Origin of the sequence: Massilia sp. IC2-477 (assembly GCF_020707265.1) — a bacterium.
In the GTDB taxonomy this organism is placed as follows: Bacteria; Pseudomonadota; Gammaproteobacteria; order Burkholderiales; family Burkholderiaceae_D; genus Telluria.
Genome location: NZ_JAJFEQ010000004.1, coordinates 503,875 through 518,596 on the forward strand (window position 1 = coordinate 503,875; position 14,722 = coordinate 518,596).

The following is a 14,722-nucleotide window of genomic DNA, read 5'->3' on the forward strand; positions in this document are numbered from 1 at the left end:
TGCGCCCGAATCGGCTGCCGGATGCGGCGGCCGTCACCGATACGTCACATTCGGCCACCAGAATCCGCCGCATCCCAACAACCTGGTGCCCCCATGCGCTACTTCGCCCTCCCCGCCCTCACCGCCGGACTGCTGTCCGCGGCCGGTGTCCACGCCGCCGACGAACCCAGCGTGATCATCACCGGACAGCGCGCCAGCCTGGCGCACGCCATTGCCGCGCAGGAGCACGCGGACACCATCGTCAGTGTGGTGAGCAGCGACGACATCGGCCACCTGCCCGACAAGAACGCCGCCGAAGCGCTGGCGCGCATGCCGGGCGTCTCGGTCCAGCGCGATCAGGGCGAAGGCCGCTACGTGGTCGTGCGCGGCCTGGATGCCGACTACAACAGCGTGACCATCAACGGCGCGCTGGTTCCCTCGCCTGAAGCCTCGCGCCGCGCGGTGGCGCTCGACGTGCTGCCTGCGGGGCTGGTGCGCTCGCTGGAAGTGTCGAAGTCGAGTACACCCGACCAGGACGCGAATTCGCTGGGCGGCAGCGTCGAGGTCAAGACCTTGTCGGCATTCGACCTGCCAGGCACCCTGTTCAGCGTCGGCGCAGCTGTCGGGCGCGACGGCAACACCCGCCAGACCAGTCCGCAGGCCAACCTGCTGTGGGCGCAACGCTTCATGGACGGCAAACTCGGCATCGCTGCCGGCGCGTCTGGGGAAAAGCGCAAGTTCGGCTCCGACAACGTCGAGACCGGCGGCGCCTGGGACGGCCCGCGCTTGTCGGGCTTCGAGCTGCGCGACTACCTGCCCCAGCGCGAGCGCCGTGCCGGCGCCTTCAACCTCGACTACCGTCCCGACGCCTTCACCAGCGTCGCGCTGCGCGGCTTCGTCAGCCGCTTCTCCGACGAGGAATCGCGCGACCGCCTCACAGTCGGCGACTTCGAAGGCGACGACGTCGCCGAGGGAGAGCTGGACACGGCACGCCTGGAACGCCGCCTGCGCCAGCGCAAGTATACGCAGGAGATCCGCTCCCTCACCGGCGCGCTTGACCACCGCTTCGGCGATGGCTGGAAACTGCACCTGGAAGCGGCCGCCAGCCGCGCCACCGACGAGACCCCGGATGCCCTGGGCGACGCACGCTTTCGCAACGTCGATGACTTCTCCGGCGTCGGCTTTTCCAACGGCAGGGTACCGCGCCTGATCGCTCCGGCCGCGGCCTTCGATCCGGCCAACTACGAGTTGCGCGAGTTCGCGCTCGAGCGCAGCTTGGCCCGCGACCGCACGCGCCAGCTGCGCCTGGACCTGCAGCGCGACTTTGGGGCCGGCGAATGGAACGGCACGCTGAAATTCGGCGCCAAGGCGACCCGCCGCGACAAGGACAACGAATCGGAGCAGTGGGAGTTCGGCAGCGACGATCCGGAGGACGGCGACTATTTCGGCGCCGGCTCGACCTCGCTGGCCGCCTTCGTCGGCGGACGCCAGCTGGACTACAAGCTGGGACGGATCGGCTACGCGATCGAGCCGGCGCTGGTGCGCGCCCGGGTCGCGGGACTGGACCGCGCCGGCGCCCGCCTGGATGCGGAATCGGCGCTGGACGACTTCCGCATGCAGGAGAACATCGACGCGGCATACCTGCAGGCCAGCCTGCGCAGCGGCGCCTGGTGGCTGCTCGCCGGCGTGCGCGCCGAACGCACCCGCTTCGACGCCCGCGGCAACCAGGTCGCGGACGATGAGATCAGCGCGCGCAATGCCGCCCGTTCGTACACCAACTGGCTGCCGGGCCTGCACCTGCGCTACGACATCGATAACGCGACCAGCCTGCGCGCCGCCTGGACCAACTCGGTGGTGCGCGCCAACTTCAGCCAGCTGGCGCCGGCCATCAGCATCGACGGCGACGAAGCCACCATCGGCAATCCGGACCTGGCGCCGCTGCGCTCGCACAACCTGGACCTGGGCGTCGAACGCCTGCTTGGCAAGGACGGGGTCATGTCCGCCTACCTGTTCTCGAAGCAGATCCGCGACTTCACCTACGCCACCAACCTGGCCGGCAGCGGCGCCTGGGCCGAGTATGCCAGCGCGCTATCCTACGCCAATGGCGGCGAGGCCCGGGTGCGCGGCATCGAGCTGGCCTGGCAGCAGCCGCTGCGCATGCTGCCGGCGCCCTTCGATGGCCTGCTGGTCGGCATCAACGGTGCACTGATCCATTCGCGCGCCAGCATCGACAGCGCCGACGGCGATGGCCTGCGTATGGCCCGCAGCATCCGCATGCCCGGACAATCGAACCGTGTCGGCAACCTCATGCTGGGCTACGAGCGCGGGCCCTTCAGCGCGCGCCTGGCCATGAACTACAAGTCGCCCTACCTGCTGGAACTGGGCGAAGACCTGCTCGACGCCGGCCAGGACCGCTGGGTGGACAGCCAGAAGCAGCTCGACCTGTCGATGTCCTGGACCATCAACAAGCGCTGGCAGCTGAGCTTCGATGCAAGTAACCTGAACAATGAAAAGTACTATGTGTACCAGGGCGACAAGGCCCGCAACGCCCAGTACGAACAATATGGCCGCACTTACAAGATCGGCCTGAAAGCGAGCATCTTCTGATGAAACGGACCTTCATTCCCGCGGCATTGGCCCTGCTGTTGGCCGCCCTCCCAGTAATGGCGGCCGAGCCTCCTCCATCCTTGCGCGACGCGGAAGAGCTGGCGCCGCTGCCCAACGGCGCCTGGCTGGCGCTCGACAAGCGCGCCCTGCGCCTGGTGGATGCCGACGGCCGCGAGCGGGCCAGCCTGCCCCTGCGCGGCGAGGGGCTCGACCTGCGCCCGCTGGACGGCGGCGCGCTCGCCATCGTGGTCGATTCGAACGCCGAGCGCCTGCAACCGGTGCGCGTCGACACCCGGGCAGGCACCCTGGCCGCGCTGGCGGCGCTGCCCGACACCGGCTTCGGCATCGAAGCGGCCTGCCTGTTCCGCGACGCCCAAGGCCTCGACCATGTCTTCCTGGTGGCCAAGGATGGCCAGGCCCAGCAATGGCTGCTGGGCGGCGAGTACCGCCTGGTGCGCCGGCTCGCGCTGCCAACCGGCGTCGAGCACTGCCGGGTCGATGATGCGCACGCCACCCTGTTCGTGGCGGAAGAAGCCCTGGGGGTCTGGGCCTACGGCGCCGAGGCGGAAGGCCCGCCGACACGCACGCCGGTAGCGCTGCGCGCACCATGGGGCGCACTGAAGGACGGAGTCGCCGCGCTGGCGGTGCTGCCGGGAGGCCTGGCCGCCGTCGATGGCAAGGGCGCCCTGCTTAGCTGGCGCCGTGCAGGCGCAAACTGGCAGCCGCTGCCCGCCCGCAGGCTTCGTGCGCAGGGACTGGCCTCCGGCGCCGGCGCATCCGCCAGCCTCTTGGTGCGTACCGGCAAGGGATGGCAAGCCCCTGTGCTCGGCTGGAAGGCCGGAACGCCGGCAGCGCCCACGCTGCCCGTGGTGCTGCCGCGCATGCAGACCGAGCCTGTCGCGCGGGCCGGCGACGCGGCCGACGATCCGGCGATCTGGGTCCACCCCACCGACCCGTCCAGGTCGCGCATCCTCGGCACCAACAAGAAGCAGGGCCTGCTGGTCTACGACCTGCAGGGTCGCCAGGTGCAGCTGCTCGAGTCGGGGCGCCTGAACAACGTCGACCTGCGCCAGGATGTCCGTTTCGGGACCGAGCGCTTCGACCTGGCGCTGGCAACCCAGCGCGACGAAAACGCCATGGTGCTGTTCACGATCGACGCCGAGGGCGGCTTGCGCGAGGCAGCGCGGCTGCCGACCGGGCTGGACGACATTTATGGCGCCTGCGTGCTGCGGACCCCGGAGGGCGGGATGGACGCCTTCGTGAACGACAAGGACGGACGCTACGAGCATTACCGGATCACCCGCAGCGCAGGACGCTTCGGTGCAAGGCTGGCGCGCAGCTTCCGGCTGGCTTCCCAGCCGGAAGGCTGCGTGGCGGACGATCGCAGCGGCCTGTTGTTCGTCGGCGAGGAGCGGCGCGGCGTATGGGTGACCTCGGCGCGCGCAGACCAGCCGGCGTCCCTGAAGATGGTGATGCCGGTGGGCCCGCTCCTGCACGCGGATGTCGAGGGCATGGGGATCTATCATGGGTCGAAGCGGAGCTACCTGGTCGTGTCAAGCCAGGGTAACAACAGCTATGTGGTGCTGGATGCGGCAGCCCCGTTCGCGGTGCGCGGGGCATTCCGGATCGGCATGGATGCCGTGAAAGGCATCGATGGGGCGTCGGAGACCGACGGGCTGGAGGTGAGTTCGGCGAACCTGGGCGGCGCTTATGGCCGCGGCATGCTGGTGGTGCAGGATGGTTTCAAGCGACTGCCGGACGGAGCGCAGAATTTCAAGGCGGTCGCCTGGAACGATATCGCCGCCGCCCTGGGACTGGACGACGGCGCGCGCTGATGCGAACCGTGGCCCGGCCTACATCTTCGCGCACTGGCGCAGCTCGCAGCGCGCGGTGAATACCTTGCCGCGCATGGGGCCCTCCTCGCAGCGCATCCGGTAGACCTCGACCGGGCCGGGCTCGGTCACCAGCCCGGCGCCCTGCCCGCCGCCGCAGCCGGCCTGCTTCGCCATCTTCTCGACTGTTGCCGAGGACACGCCGGTCCTGAATGGTACCCGCTCGATCGGTGTGCCGTTTGGATCGAGCAGCCCCGGCGCCGCCGGCTTGACGGCGGCAACCGGCGCGGGCGCCGGCGCCACCCTGCCCTTGAACGACGTACAGCCGCCCAGCAGGACGGCAACCAGCACCAGCGCGCGCTTCATGCTTTCCTCGCTCAGAAAGTCAGGGTCTTGACGCCGTCCGGCGTACCCAGCAGGCAGACGTTGGCGCCCGCCTTGGCGAACAGGCCGACGGCGATCACGCCGACGATCTGGTTGATCTGTTCTTCCAGGGCGATCGGGTCGGTGATCGACATGCCCACCACGTCGATGATCTCGCCGCCGTTGTCGGTAATGAAGGCTTCATCGCTGCCCGCCTTGGTGCGCAGGCGCGGCTGGCCGCCCAGCGCCGCCAGCTGGCGCATCACCGAGGCGCGCGCCATCGGGATGACTTCCACCGGCAGCGGGAACTTGCCCAGGGTCTCGACCAGTTTCGAACCGTCGGCGATGCACACGAATTTCTTCGCGACGGACGCCACGATCTTCTCGCGCGTCAGCGCCGCGCCGCCGCCCTTGATCATGGCGCCGCTGGCGGTGATCTCGTCCGCGCCGTCGATGTAGACCGCCATCTCGGTCACCTCGTTCAGGTCGAACACCGGGATGCCATGGCCGCGCAGGCGGCTCGCGGTCGCTTCGGACGAGGCCACGGTGCCCTTGATGCGGTCCTTGATCTTCGCCAGCTCGTCGATGAAGAAGTTGGCCGTCGAGCCGGTGCCGACGCCGATGATTTCGCCGTCCACCACGTAATCGATCGCGGCGCGCGCCACGGCTTGCTTGAGTTCGTCCTGGGTCATGATGCTGTTGGAGTGAATAAGGGAAGCCGTCATTTTAGCGGATCGCACGCTCTATTCCCCGAAAACGACGCTTCATCGCATGGATCAGCCGGTCGATGCATATTGCATTGCCAAGCCCCTGGCTCTACAGCAAACTGGATCTTTCCCTTGGCAAGAGTAGAGAACAATGAAACTGTTTACCAGGAAGCGGGTGGCGATCGCCGCCGCGGTGATCGTGGTGGGCGGCGCTGCAGCCGCCTGGCTGGCGCCCAAAGGCGAGCCCAAGCTGCCGCCCTCGAAGTACCGCAGCACCGCGGTCGACATGGGCGCCATCAAGCAGACCGTCACTGCCACCGGCACCATCAACCCGGTCGCGCTGGTGAACGTCGGTTCCCAGGTGTCCGGCACCGTGGTCGAGCTGAACGCCGACTTCAACGACCGCGTCACCAAGGGCCAGGTGCTGCTCAAGCTCGACCCGACCATCTTCAATGCCCAGATCCGCCAGGCCGAGGCCAGCCGCGCCTCCAGCATGGCAAACCTGAAGCTGGCTGAGGCCAACTACCACCGCAACCAGCAGCTGGTGACGCAGAACTTCGTGTCCAGCACGGTCCTCGACCAGAGCAAGCGCGAGATGGACGTGGCGCGCGCCAACGTGCAGCTGGCGCAGGCCCAGCTCGACCGCGCACGCGCGGACCTGAACAACAGCGTGATCCGCTCGCCGATCGACGGCGTGATCATCAAGCGCACCATCGACCTGGGCCAGACCGTGGCGGCCTCGTTCAACACGCCGAACCTGTTCCAGATCGCGCGCGACCTCACCAAGATGCAGATCGACACCAGCGTGTCGGAAGCCGACGTCGGCCCCCTGAAGGACGGCCTACCGGCACGCTTCGTGGTCGACGCCTACCCGGACCGCGAATTCCACGCCACCATGCGCCAGTTCCGCCTGGCCGCCAACGTGGTGCAGAACGTGGTCACCTACAACGTGGTGCTCGACGTCGACAACAAGGACGAGATGCTGAAACCCGGCATGACGGCCCAGGTGCGCCTGGTGGTGGCCAACCGCCCGAACGTGATGCGCATCCCGACCACGGCGCTGCGCTTCACCCTGCCCGAGGAAGAGCTGGAAAAGCAGCGCAAGAAGGACAAGGAAAAGGGCAAGGTGCAGCAGGTCGCCCTGAGCCCGGCGTCGACGCCGGACGACGACCTGGCCTTCCGCAGCGCGAGCGAGACCGCGCGCATGTTCAAGGTCTACCGGCTGGACGCGCAGAACCAGCCGCAGCCCGTCGATATCCGCGTCGGCCTGTCGAACTTCCGCTATACCGAAGTGCTGTCGGGCGGCCTGAAGGTGGGCGACCAGGTGGTCACGCGTGCGCTGGCGCAGACCAAAGAAGGCCTGTAATGACGTCGTTGATCGATATCCGCGGCGTCACCAAGACCTACGTCAGCGGCAGCGTCGAGACCCGCGTACTGCACGGAATCGACCTGCAGGTGGCGCGCGGCGACTTCGTCTCCATCATGGGCCAGTCGGGCTCGGGCAAGTCGACCTTCATGAATATCCTCGGCTGCCTGGACCAGGCCACGTCCGGCACCTACCTGCTGGATGGCGTCGATACGCTCTCGCTGTCGCGCGCCCAGCTGGCCGACATCCGCAACCGCAGCATCGGCTTCGTGTTCCAGAGCTTCAACCTGATCAAGCGCATGAGCGTGGCGGAGAACGTGGCGCTGCCGCTGATCTATGCGGGCGTCGGCCGCGGCAAGGCGCATGCGCGCGCGCTGCAGGAGCTCGAACGCGTCGGCCTGGACGGGCTGGCGAAACGCACCCCGAGCCAGCTGTCCGGCGGCCAGCAGCAGCGCGTGGCGATCGCGCGCGCCCTGGCCACCGATCCGCCGATGCTGCTGGCCGACGAACCGACGGGCAACCTCGACACCCAGACCAGCGACGACATCATGAACAGCTTCCGCCAGCTGAACCAGGAGCGCGGCATCACCATCGTGTTGGTGACCCACGAAGCCGACGTGGCGGCCTACAGCCGCCGCCTGGTGCGCCTGAAGGATGGCCGCGTGCTGTATGACGGCCCTGCCGCGGAAGGCCTGCGCCAGCTGAACGCCAATGTGCACACACACCCGGCGGAGGTGCCGGCATGAATTTCATCCAGATCCTGATCGAGGCCTTCCGCTCGATGGCGGCAAACCGCCTGCGCACCGCACTGACCATGCTCGGCATCGTCATCGGCATCGCCTCGGTGGTGCTGCTGCTGGCCATCGGCGACAGCATGCAGCGCTTCATCGGCAAGGAACTCCAGGCGCTCGGCACCAACATGCTCTACGTGTTCCCGGGCGGCGACCGTACCAGCGAGCGCCGCGCGCGGACCGGCGCCGTGCAGTCGATCACCCTCGAGGACGCGGCGACGCTGAACCGGATGCCGAGCCTGGTCGGGGCTGCGCCGGCCCTGCAGGGCAGCTTCAAACTCAGCGCCGGCAACGAAACGGCGAACAGCGCCGTGCACGGAGTCACCCCGGCCATGTTCAAGATCCGCAACTGGCGCCTCGACCAGGGCAACCTGTTCAGCGAGGCCGACGTCCGCGCCTCCGCGCGCATGGTGGTGATCGGGCAGAAGGTGGCCGACCAGTTCTTCTACAAGACCGATCCGCTGGGCCGCTACATCCGCATCGAGAACGTCGCGTTCCAGGTGATCGGCGTGCTGGCCGGCGAAGGCAAGCAGATCGACGGCTCGAATATCGCGGAACTGGTGCTGGTGCCGATCACCGCCGCCAGCGCCAACCTGATCCGCTCGCCCTTCCCGCAGAACGTCCATTACATCGCGGCGCAGGGGCGGCCCGACATGGCGCTGAACGAAGCCGTCGAGGACATCAAGGAGACCCTGCGCGTCCGCCACCGCATCCGGCCGGAAGATCCGGACACTTTCCGGGTGGAGAACATCGCGTCGTTCGCGGAAACCGCCAACAAGATCAGCGCCGGCGTCGCCCTGCTGCTCGGCCTGATCGGCGCGATCTCGCTGCTGGTGGGCGGTATCGGCATCATGAACATCATGCTCGTGTCGGTGACCGAACGCACCCGCGAGATCGGCATCCGGATGGCGATCGGCGCCCGCCCGCGCGCGGTGCTGCTGCAGTTCCTGGCCGAATCGGTGGTGATCTGCGTGGCCGGCGGCCTGGTGGGCGTGGCGATCGCAATGGGCGGCGCGGCGGCGATCACCGCCACCGGCAAGTTCGACGTGTTCCTGACCTTCCAGGGCGTGCTGGTGGCCTGCGGCTTCGCCAGCGCGGTCGGCGTGTTCTTCGGTTTCTACCCGGCGCGCCGTGCCTCGCGCCTGCTGCCGGTGGATTGCCTGCGCCATGAGTGATGCTGCCCTCATCCACGGACAGGGACGGTTCCGGCGCGCGCGCCGCGCCGACATTCCCGCCATGTCGGCGATCCGCCTGTCGGTGCGCGAGAACGTGCTGTCCGATCCCACACGCGTGACCCTGCAGATGTACGAGGACTATCTCGAGCGCGACGGGCATGGCTGGGTGGCCGAGGTCGACGGCAGCGTAGCCGGCTTCTGCTATGCGGACCGCAGCCGGGCCTCGATCTGGGCCCTGTTCGTCAGCCCCGTGCACGAAGGCCTCGGTCTCGGCCAGGGCCTGCTCGGCCTTGCCGTCTCTTGGCTGTTCGAACTGGGCCACCAGCGCATCAGTTTGACTACCACGCACGGCACCCGGGCTGACCGCTTCTACGCCGCGCAAGGCTGGACCCGGCTGCCGGAAGGCGGCACAGAAGTCGGGTACGTGCTCGAGCGGGCCGCATCGCCTTTGTCTCAGCTGGCAGGCTCGATGCGCAGCGCGTAGCAGCCGTAGGTGGGAAAGCGCGCCAGCACGAATGCGACCTCGGGTCGCGCCAGGAAGGCCGCGAGGTCGCCGGACGCTGCGCCCGGACTGCTCATGCGCGCATCCAGGATGCGCTCCTCGCGCGAGTAGGCGCGCAGCACAAACGCTTCGCCCAGGTAGGGAGCTTCGCCTTCCAAAGGCAGCCGATCCAGGCGCGGCTGCGGCTGGGCGGCTGCGGACACGAACACCGGCCCGTATTCGCGATAGGGGCCGGCCAGCGTAAACGGACAATAACTGGCCAACAGGATCGCTTCGCCCGGGCTGGCGCGGCGCAGGCAGTCGCGCAGCGGTTCGCCGCCCCTGGCGACATGGCGCTCGACCGGCTGGCCAAGGTCGTCCCTGGCTTCTCTCACCCGCGCCAGGAAAGCAGGCGCCAGCGGCGCGATGCGAAACGGTGGCGCCGGCTGGGTGGCGGTGGACATGGCGGCTGCAAGCATCAGGGTTCTCCAGTTGTACGATGCCTGCGAGGATGCCCTGCCGGGCTGCGAGCGGCACTCCGCTTCTTGCGCGCGAATCCCGGGATCTGAGTGCGATATGCATGCATACTGCCGTGCCAAAAGATTGTCAGATGTCCTAAATTTGTATCCTTATGGAAACTTCCACCACCTAGGGGGGAAGCGTTCCTGCGGCCGTCAACGGCGCCGCAAACGCTTTTAGAATCACGCCAACACCCCCGTTCACATTGGCAGCCGATTCCGTCCAGGATGGCTCACCAGCATCCCAGGACCTTATCGTGCACAGCAATCCAGGCAAGACCACCCAGCCAGACGCCGACATGCCGCAACGGCGCCGCCTGCTGGTCGTCGACGACAACGCAGACGCGGCCACGCTGCTGTCCATGGCCCTGAAGCGCCAGGGACACCACGTCGAGACCGCATTCAGCGGCACCGACGCACTGGCGGCGGCGATCCGCTTCCGGCCCGAGCTGGTGTTCCTCGACCTCGCCATGCCGCGCATGAACGGCTTCGAAGTGGCGCGCCGCCTGCGCAGCCTGCCCAGCCTGAGGCATACCCGGATCGCCGCGCTGAGCGGGCGCGCCGACCCGGAGACCCGCGCCGCCACGACGGCGGCCGGTTTCGACCATCACCTGGCCAAGCCACCGAACCTGGCCGAGATTTTGGCGGTGCTGGCGCAAGGAGGACCGCCATGATTCCCAAGACCCTCAAAGGCAGGCTCACCGCCGCCGTGACCGCGCTGGTCGCCGCCGCCTGCATGCTGGTGACGGCTGTCGCCCTCGAAGTCGCCTATCGCGAGATGAAGGAGTCGACCGGCCGCCAGCAATACGCCCTGCTGACCAGCGCTGCCGCCCACCTGGCTTTCGAACTGGACGCCAAGCGCACCCTCCTGCGCACGCTGGCCGAAGAGATGGCGCAGCAGCCAACGACCGGCGGCGCCCGCATCCAGGACATGCTGGCGCACCATCCAGGCCTGCGCCAGGCGTTTGCCGACCTGGTCGTGCTGGATACGGCCGGACGCATCGCCGGCCTGCAGCAGCCCGGCTACTTCCTGCGCTCGCAGCTGGCCGACAGCAGCTGCCTGCGCGAGACCGTGCAGACCGGCGCCGCCCTGACGCTGCAGCCGCCCGCCGGCACGGCCAACGGCCGCGCCGTCGTGGTGCTGACCCAGCCGGTGGTCGACGCCCACGGCCGCACCGTGTTGGTGCTGTGCGGCGGGACCAGTCTGGAAGACTCTTCCTTCTTCAGCCAGGCGGCGCGCCTGCGTCCGGGCGCCACCGGCTACCTGTTCGCCCTGACCCGCAGCGGCACCCTGCTGTACCACCCGGACCGCGGCCGCCATGCGCTCAAGGCCGGCGACGAGGCGCCCCTGCCGGCCATGGCGCGCGCCGCCATGCAGGGCTGGGATGGCTGGACCTTCGGCAAGGACGCCCAGGGCACGCCTTCGCTGCTCACCTACAAGCAGGTCGGCAGTTCGGGCTGGGTGCTCGCCTCCGCCTTCCCGGCGGACGAAGCCCTGGCCGGCATCTCGCGCGCGCGCCATCACGCCTGGACCTGGGCCGCGATCCTTGCGGTATGCGCCGGGGTGGTCGGCTGGGCCACCATGGTCGTCCTTCTGCGGCCGCTGCGGGCCTTGCGCCGCCACGTCCACGCCGTCGAGCGCGAGGAAGCCGACATCGGCGTGCTCGAGCTCGAACGCGACGACGAGATCGGCGCGCTGGGACGCGCCTTCCACTCGCTGTCGGTCAAGCGCCAGATCGCGGAGCAGCAGCTGAAGGAACTGAGTCTCACCGACACCCTGACGGGGCTCGGCAACCGGCGCCAGTTCGACCACGAAGTGGCGCTCCTGATCGAACAGGCCGCGCGCTACCGCTACGGCCTGGCGGTGGCCTTCCTCGACGTCGACTGCTTCAAGTCGATCAACGACACCTACGGCCATGCGGCAGGCGACGCGGTACTGAAGGAGTTCGCGCGGCGCCTGCGCACGGTGACCCGGCCGACCGACCGCAGCTACCGGCTGGCGGGAGACGAATTCGTGATCGTGTCGGAACGCCTGGAGTCGGGCGAGAACGCGCGCCGCTTCGCCGCCAAGATCCTGCGCGCGATCCGCCGCCCGTTCGACATCGGCGGCGGCATATCGCTGCCGGTCACCACCAGCATCGGCGTTGCGGTGGCCCGGTTCCCCGTGGCGCCGGTGGGCGACCTGCTGCAGCACGCCGACGCGGCGCTGTACCAGACCAAGCGCAGCGGCCGCGACGGCTACACGATCAAGGAACTCGGCATGCCGGCGTTCGCCGCGGCGCCGACCCGCCGGGCAGGCCTGCGCACGGTGGGACAGTGAGTCGCTAGTAGACCGAGCCGCCCGGCTGGGTCGAACTCAGCACGCCCTGCACCGCCGAGATCGAATAGTTGGTGGTGGAGCCGTAGCCGGCCCAGTTGTTCAGGTCGAAGCTGCCGGCGCCGGACAGGCGCTGCACGCCCAGGTTCCGGTAGGTCAGCGGCGTCTTCGGCGCGCACACCTGCGGCAGGCCGACGGTCTGCAGGAAGTAGACCGAGCCCAGGCCGATGCGCCGGGCCTGTCCGTTCTCGACCAGCAGCGCCGTCTCGACGTCGACGCCGAGCCCGCGCGCGGTGCCGGTCCAGCCGTCTTTCACAATGCGGCCCATGAAGGCCACCAGGCGGCCGATCCGGTCGCGCGTGTCCAGGTGCGAATCCGTGATCACCCGGCCCATGCCGGGGAGCGTGAGGAAGTCGCGCCCCAGGGTGACGTTCTTGTTGTAGGGGTTTGCCAGCGCTTCCGGCGAAGTGACCGACTGGTTCTCGCCGGTATAGATGAACTGCCCCAGCACCGCCAGCCCGGCGCTGGTGCCGCCGAGCGGGACGTTGCGGTTGGCCAGCTCCTGCAGGGCGTCGTCGAGCGGGGTGTCCTTCCAGTAGCGCATGTAATCGCTCTGGTCGCCGCCGGCGATGAACACGGCTTCGGCATTGCGCACGCGTTCCAGCACGAAGGGGTCGCTCGCAGCGGCGCGGCTTGGGATGATCAGGGTCTCCACCGAGCGCACCCCGCCCATCGCGTAGATGTAGGGATTGTAGGCGTCGGTGCCGGTGGCGCGGATGACGACGAAGTTGCCGCCGCCGGACTTCTGGATCATCCACTGGAAGGCCGCATCGACGTCAGGGCCGCCGCCCATCAGCACCAGCGAGGGATAGGCCGGCTTGGGCAGGACCACGTTGCTGCCGTCGCCGACGACGAAGTGCTGGTAAGGCTTGGCTGCGAGCGCGGTTTGCGAGGCGCCAAGTGCGAGCGTGAAAAGCGCGGTGCGGAACATCCGCGAGAGGAAGGACGTGTTCATGGGACCCTTTCAGAACAGAAAGCGGGAGCCCATTTTCGCACTGAACATCAAGCGGGCACAACTGAACCATGCTCATTGCACCGGTCTACGCATGCTACATACGTATAGACTCACAGCCTTTTATTCCTTGCAGCATCAACGTTTCGCAGGGACTAGCCTCATTGATCTTGCTCGCCCGTCTTCCTGACTCTTACCAAGCTTGTCCCTGTTCAGTCGGGCAAGAATCGCCGTTCTACTACAACGGGGGCAGCATGAACGACGCATACTTGCAGATAGACGGGATCAAGGGTGAGTCGAGCGATGACAAACACAAGATTGGATTGAAGTTAGCAAGGTCCAGTACTCGATTTACCAGCCCAGAGCCGAAACAGTGTCTACAGCCGGGGGCTTGACGAGCGGTCGGGCCGACCTGTACCCGATCACCTTCAAGAAGCTTGCAGACATTTCCTCGCCGGTCTTGCTGCAAACTTGCGCAGCAGGGAAGACCATCAACAAGGCGGCTTTCGAGTTTATGAGAGCGGACAGCAACGGCAACCCAATCCCCTATTTCCGCATCGAGCTAGAAAACCTGCTGATTGCCAGCATCACCCCAGATAGCGGGGATGGAGGGATCATCGTTGAACGGGTCCAGTTGGCATTCTCCAGAATTCAATGGAAATACGTACGCCAATCCATCCAGGGCGGCACGCAGGGCAACTCTACTGGCGGCTGGAACTGCAGCACCAACCGCGTCTGCTAATCGGAGGCGCTTATGTCAGGCCCCTACCTTGGCGAAACAATGAACCAGTGCCCCATAAAACCGTTCGACTTCAAGATGACCCGCGCTGTTATCGTGTCAGGTTGGGGGATCAATTTCTGCGGCCATACGCTGCTCGCCCTCGGTGAATGGTATTTCCACGTTGACGGCTGGAATAGCCGCCCTTGGTTCATGCGCGAGGAAGGCTACATGCGCTATCGGAGAGAGAACAACAAGCGAGAAATTCGCCGCTGGATCCTCAACATTCCTGACCCAATTGGCGCACATGCCAAGCTAGTTCAACTACTAGCGGAGAAATGGCAATGGGGAATCTTGCCGCACAACTGTGTGAACTTTGTAGAAGAAGTGGTCAAGGCTGGCGGCAGTAACGCCGGAATGTACTTCAATTGTCCATCCATCGAGCCTTTCGCATGAGAACGCTTATTTCGCTCGGAATTGCCTTTTTTGTGATGGTGCTTCACTTGCTAATAGGAGCCAAAATCACACCAAACCTAAGCTCGGAGACTGCCTTCAACATTCTCGTCATGGGATTCCTCGGCATGGCAGCCATCACATGGCTGGTTCTCAAATACCGGCGAGGCCGCACGGCGATGATCCAACGAATTCTCATTTCACTTGGGGCTGGGATGCTCAATCTTGCGTTTCTGTACGTGACCCTCTTTGTTCCCAATCCCCGGTTTTTCGTGAAGGATGCGGCGATAGAACTTGTCGTTTCCGCGTCGTTCGTATCGCTAGTTGTATTTGTTCTTCTCTCTTTGCCGCCCCAACTCCAGCGAGTGGCGAAGAGTGACCATTTCGCATAGCATCGCCTCAC

At 66.8% G+C, this 14,722-nt stretch carries 15 protein-coding genes; 11 read left to right on the plus strand and 4 right to left on the minus strand.

All coding sequences use genetic code 11. The annotated features are described in order from the left end of the window. The first annotated feature begins 93 nt into the window (after window positions 1–93). Window positions 94–2,586 (plus strand): TonB-dependent receptor, encoded by a 2,493-nt coding sequence (locus LK542_RS11090; protein ID WP_227799276.1) that lies wholly within the window; start codon window positions 94–96, stop codon window positions 2,584–2,586. Continuing rightward, window positions 2,586–4,421 carry a phytase gene (locus LK542_RS11095; protein WP_227811946.1) on the plus strand — a complete coding sequence of 612 codons (1,836 nt, stop codon included), beginning with the start codon at window positions 2,586–2,588 and terminating at the stop codon, window positions 4,419–4,421. The genes LK542_RS11090 and LK542_RS11095 overlap by 1 nt, the downstream gene beginning before the upstream one ends. Window positions 4,422–4,439: 18 nt before the next feature. On the opposite strand, the gene LK542_RS11100 is transcribed toward LK542_RS11095, so the two are convergent. Both LK542_RS11100 and rpiA read right to left on the minus strand, forming a co-directional pair. Then, window positions 4,440–4,769 (minus strand): hypothetical protein, encoded by a 330-nt coding sequence (locus LK542_RS11100; protein ID WP_374040133.1) that lies wholly within the window; start codon window positions 4,767–4,769, stop codon window positions 4,440–4,442. 26 nt (window positions 4,770–4,795) lie between these two features. Further along, entirely contained in the window at window positions 4,796–5,473 is a 678-nt protein-coding gene (rpiA, locus tag LK542_RS11105; RefSeq protein WP_227799768.1) for a ribose-5-phosphate isomerase RpiA, read from the minus strand. Window positions 5,474–5,639: 166 nt separating this feature from the next. On the opposite strand from rpiA, the gene LK542_RS11110 reads away from it, so the two are divergent. From LK542_RS11110 to LK542_RS11125, 4 genes are read left to right on the plus strand one after another with little or no spacing between them, the layout of a single operon-like run. Next, window positions 5,640–6,854 carry an efflux RND transporter periplasmic adaptor subunit gene (locus LK542_RS11110; protein WP_227811947.1) on the plus strand — a complete coding sequence of 405 codons (1,215 nt, stop codon included), beginning with the start codon at window positions 5,640–5,642 and terminating at the stop codon, window positions 6,852–6,854. After that, entirely contained in the window at window positions 6,854–7,600 is a 747-nt protein-coding gene (locus LK542_RS11115; RefSeq protein ID WP_227811948.1) for an ABC transporter ATP-binding protein, read from the plus strand. The genes LK542_RS11110 and LK542_RS11115 overlap by 1 nt, the downstream gene beginning before the upstream one ends. Further along, on the plus strand, window positions 7,597–8,820 hold the full coding sequence (locus tag LK542_RS11120; protein ID WP_227799281.1) for an ABC transporter permease: 1,224 nt from the start codon (window positions 7,597–7,599) through the stop codon (window positions 8,818–8,820). The genes LK542_RS11115 and LK542_RS11120 overlap by 4 nt, the downstream gene beginning before the upstream one ends. Further along, window positions 8,813–9,304: a GNAT family N-acetyltransferase gene (locus LK542_RS11125; RefSeq protein ID WP_227811949.1), complete on the plus strand. Its 492-nt coding sequence runs from the start codon at window positions 8,813–8,815 to the stop codon at window positions 9,302–9,304. Before LK542_RS11120 ends, LK542_RS11125 begins: the two co-directional genes overlap by 8 nt. On the opposite strand, the gene LK542_RS11130 is transcribed toward LK542_RS11125, so the two are convergent. Continuing rightward, on the minus strand, window positions 9,274–9,780 hold the full coding sequence (locus LK542_RS11130) for a DUF1203 domain-containing protein (protein WP_227811950.1): 507 nt from the start codon (window positions 9,778–9,780) through the stop codon (window positions 9,274–9,276). The two genes, LK542_RS11125 and LK542_RS11130, sit on opposite strands and share 31 nt — an antisense overlap. Before the next feature lie 296 nt (window positions 9,781–10,076). On the opposite strand from LK542_RS11130, the gene LK542_RS11135 reads away from it, so the two are divergent. Together LK542_RS11135 and LK542_RS11140 are read left to right on the plus strand one after the other, a co-directional pair. Next, window positions 10,077–10,493, plus strand: coding sequence for a response regulator (locus tag LK542_RS11135; protein WP_227811951.1), 417 nt, complete (start codon window positions 10,077–10,079; stop codon window positions 10,491–10,493). Further along, a complete protein-coding gene (locus LK542_RS11140; protein ID WP_227811952.1) occupies window positions 10,490–12,139 on the plus strand; it encodes a sensor domain-containing diguanylate cyclase in 1,650 nt (549 codons plus the stop codon). The genes LK542_RS11135 and LK542_RS11140 overlap by 4 nt, the downstream gene beginning before the upstream one ends. 4 nt (window positions 12,140–12,143) lie before the next feature. On the opposite strand, the gene LK542_RS11145 is transcribed toward LK542_RS11140, so the two are convergent. Continuing rightward, a complete protein-coding gene (locus LK542_RS11145) occupies window positions 12,144–13,151 on the minus strand; it encodes a cyanophycinase (protein ID WP_227811953.1) in 1,008 nt (335 codons plus the stop codon). Between the two features lie 346 nt (window positions 13,152–13,497). Here LK542_RS11145 and LK542_RS11150 point away from each other — a divergent pair, with 346 nt between their 5' ends. Genes LK542_RS11150 through LK542_RS11160 form a run of 3 tightly spaced genes read left to right on the plus strand, consistent with a single transcriptional unit; the run spans window position 13,498 to window position 14,711 of the window. Further along, window positions 13,498–13,890 carry an Hcp family type VI secretion system effector gene (locus LK542_RS11150; RefSeq protein WP_374040134.1) on the plus strand — a complete coding sequence of 131 codons (393 nt, stop codon included), beginning with the start codon at window positions 13,498–13,500 and terminating at the stop codon, window positions 13,888–13,890. Between the two features lie 39 nt (window positions 13,891–13,929). Next, on the plus strand, window positions 13,930–14,322 hold the full coding sequence (locus LK542_RS11155) for a hypothetical protein (protein WP_227811954.1): 393 nt from the start codon (window positions 13,930–13,932) through the stop codon (window positions 14,320–14,322). Then, window positions 14,319–14,711 (plus strand): hypothetical protein, encoded by a 393-nt coding sequence (locus tag LK542_RS11160; protein ID WP_227811955.1) that lies wholly within the window; start codon window positions 14,319–14,321, stop codon window positions 14,709–14,711. Before LK542_RS11155 ends, LK542_RS11160 begins: the two co-directional genes overlap by 4 nt. Window positions 14,712–14,722: the final 11 nt, after the last annotated feature.

Coding starts and splice junctions, on each gene's coding strand:
- LK542_RS11125 (WP_227811949.1), top strand. CDS start 8,813: ATGAGTGATGCTGCCCTCATCCACGGACAGGGACGGTTCCGGCGCGCG.
- LK542_RS11145 (WP_227811953.1), bottom strand. CDS start 13,151: ATGAACACGTCCTTCCTCTCGCGGATGTTCCGCACCGCGCTTTTCACG.
- LK542_RS11160 (WP_227811955.1), top strand. CDS start 14,319: ATGAGAACGCTTATTTCGCTCGGAATTGCCTTTTTTGTGATGGTGCTT.
- LK542_RS11090 (WP_227799276.1), top strand. CDS start 94: ATGCGCTACTTCGCCCTCCCCGCCCTCACCGCCGGACTGCTGTCCGCG.
- LK542_RS11110 (WP_227811947.1), top strand. CDS start 5,640: ATGAAACTGTTTACCAGGAAGCGGGTGGCGATCGCCGCCGCGGTGATC.
- LK542_RS11130 (WP_227811950.1), bottom strand. CDS start 9,780: ATGCTTGCAGCCGCCATGTCCACCGCCACCCAGCCGGCGCCACCGTTT.
- LK542_RS11155 (WP_227811954.1), top strand. CDS start 13,930: ATGAACCAGTGCCCCATAAAACCGTTCGACTTCAAGATGACCCGCGCT.
- LK542_RS11095 (WP_227811946.1), top strand. CDS start 2,586: ATGAAACGGACCTTCATTCCCGCGGCATTGGCCCTGCTGTTGGCCGCC.
- LK542_RS11140 (WP_227811952.1), top strand. CDS start 10,490: ATGATTCCCAAGACCCTCAAAGGCAGGCTCACCGCCGCCGTGACCGCG.
- rpiA (WP_227799768.1), bottom strand. CDS start 5,473: ATGACCCAGGACGAACTCAAGCAAGCCGTGGCGCGCGCCGCGATCGAT.
- LK542_RS11120 (WP_227799281.1), top strand. CDS start 7,597: ATGAATTTCATCCAGATCCTGATCGAGGCCTTCCGCTCGATGGCGGCA.
- LK542_RS11115 (WP_227811948.1), top strand. CDS start 6,854: ATGACGTCGTTGATCGATATCCGCGGCGTCACCAAGACCTACGTCAGC.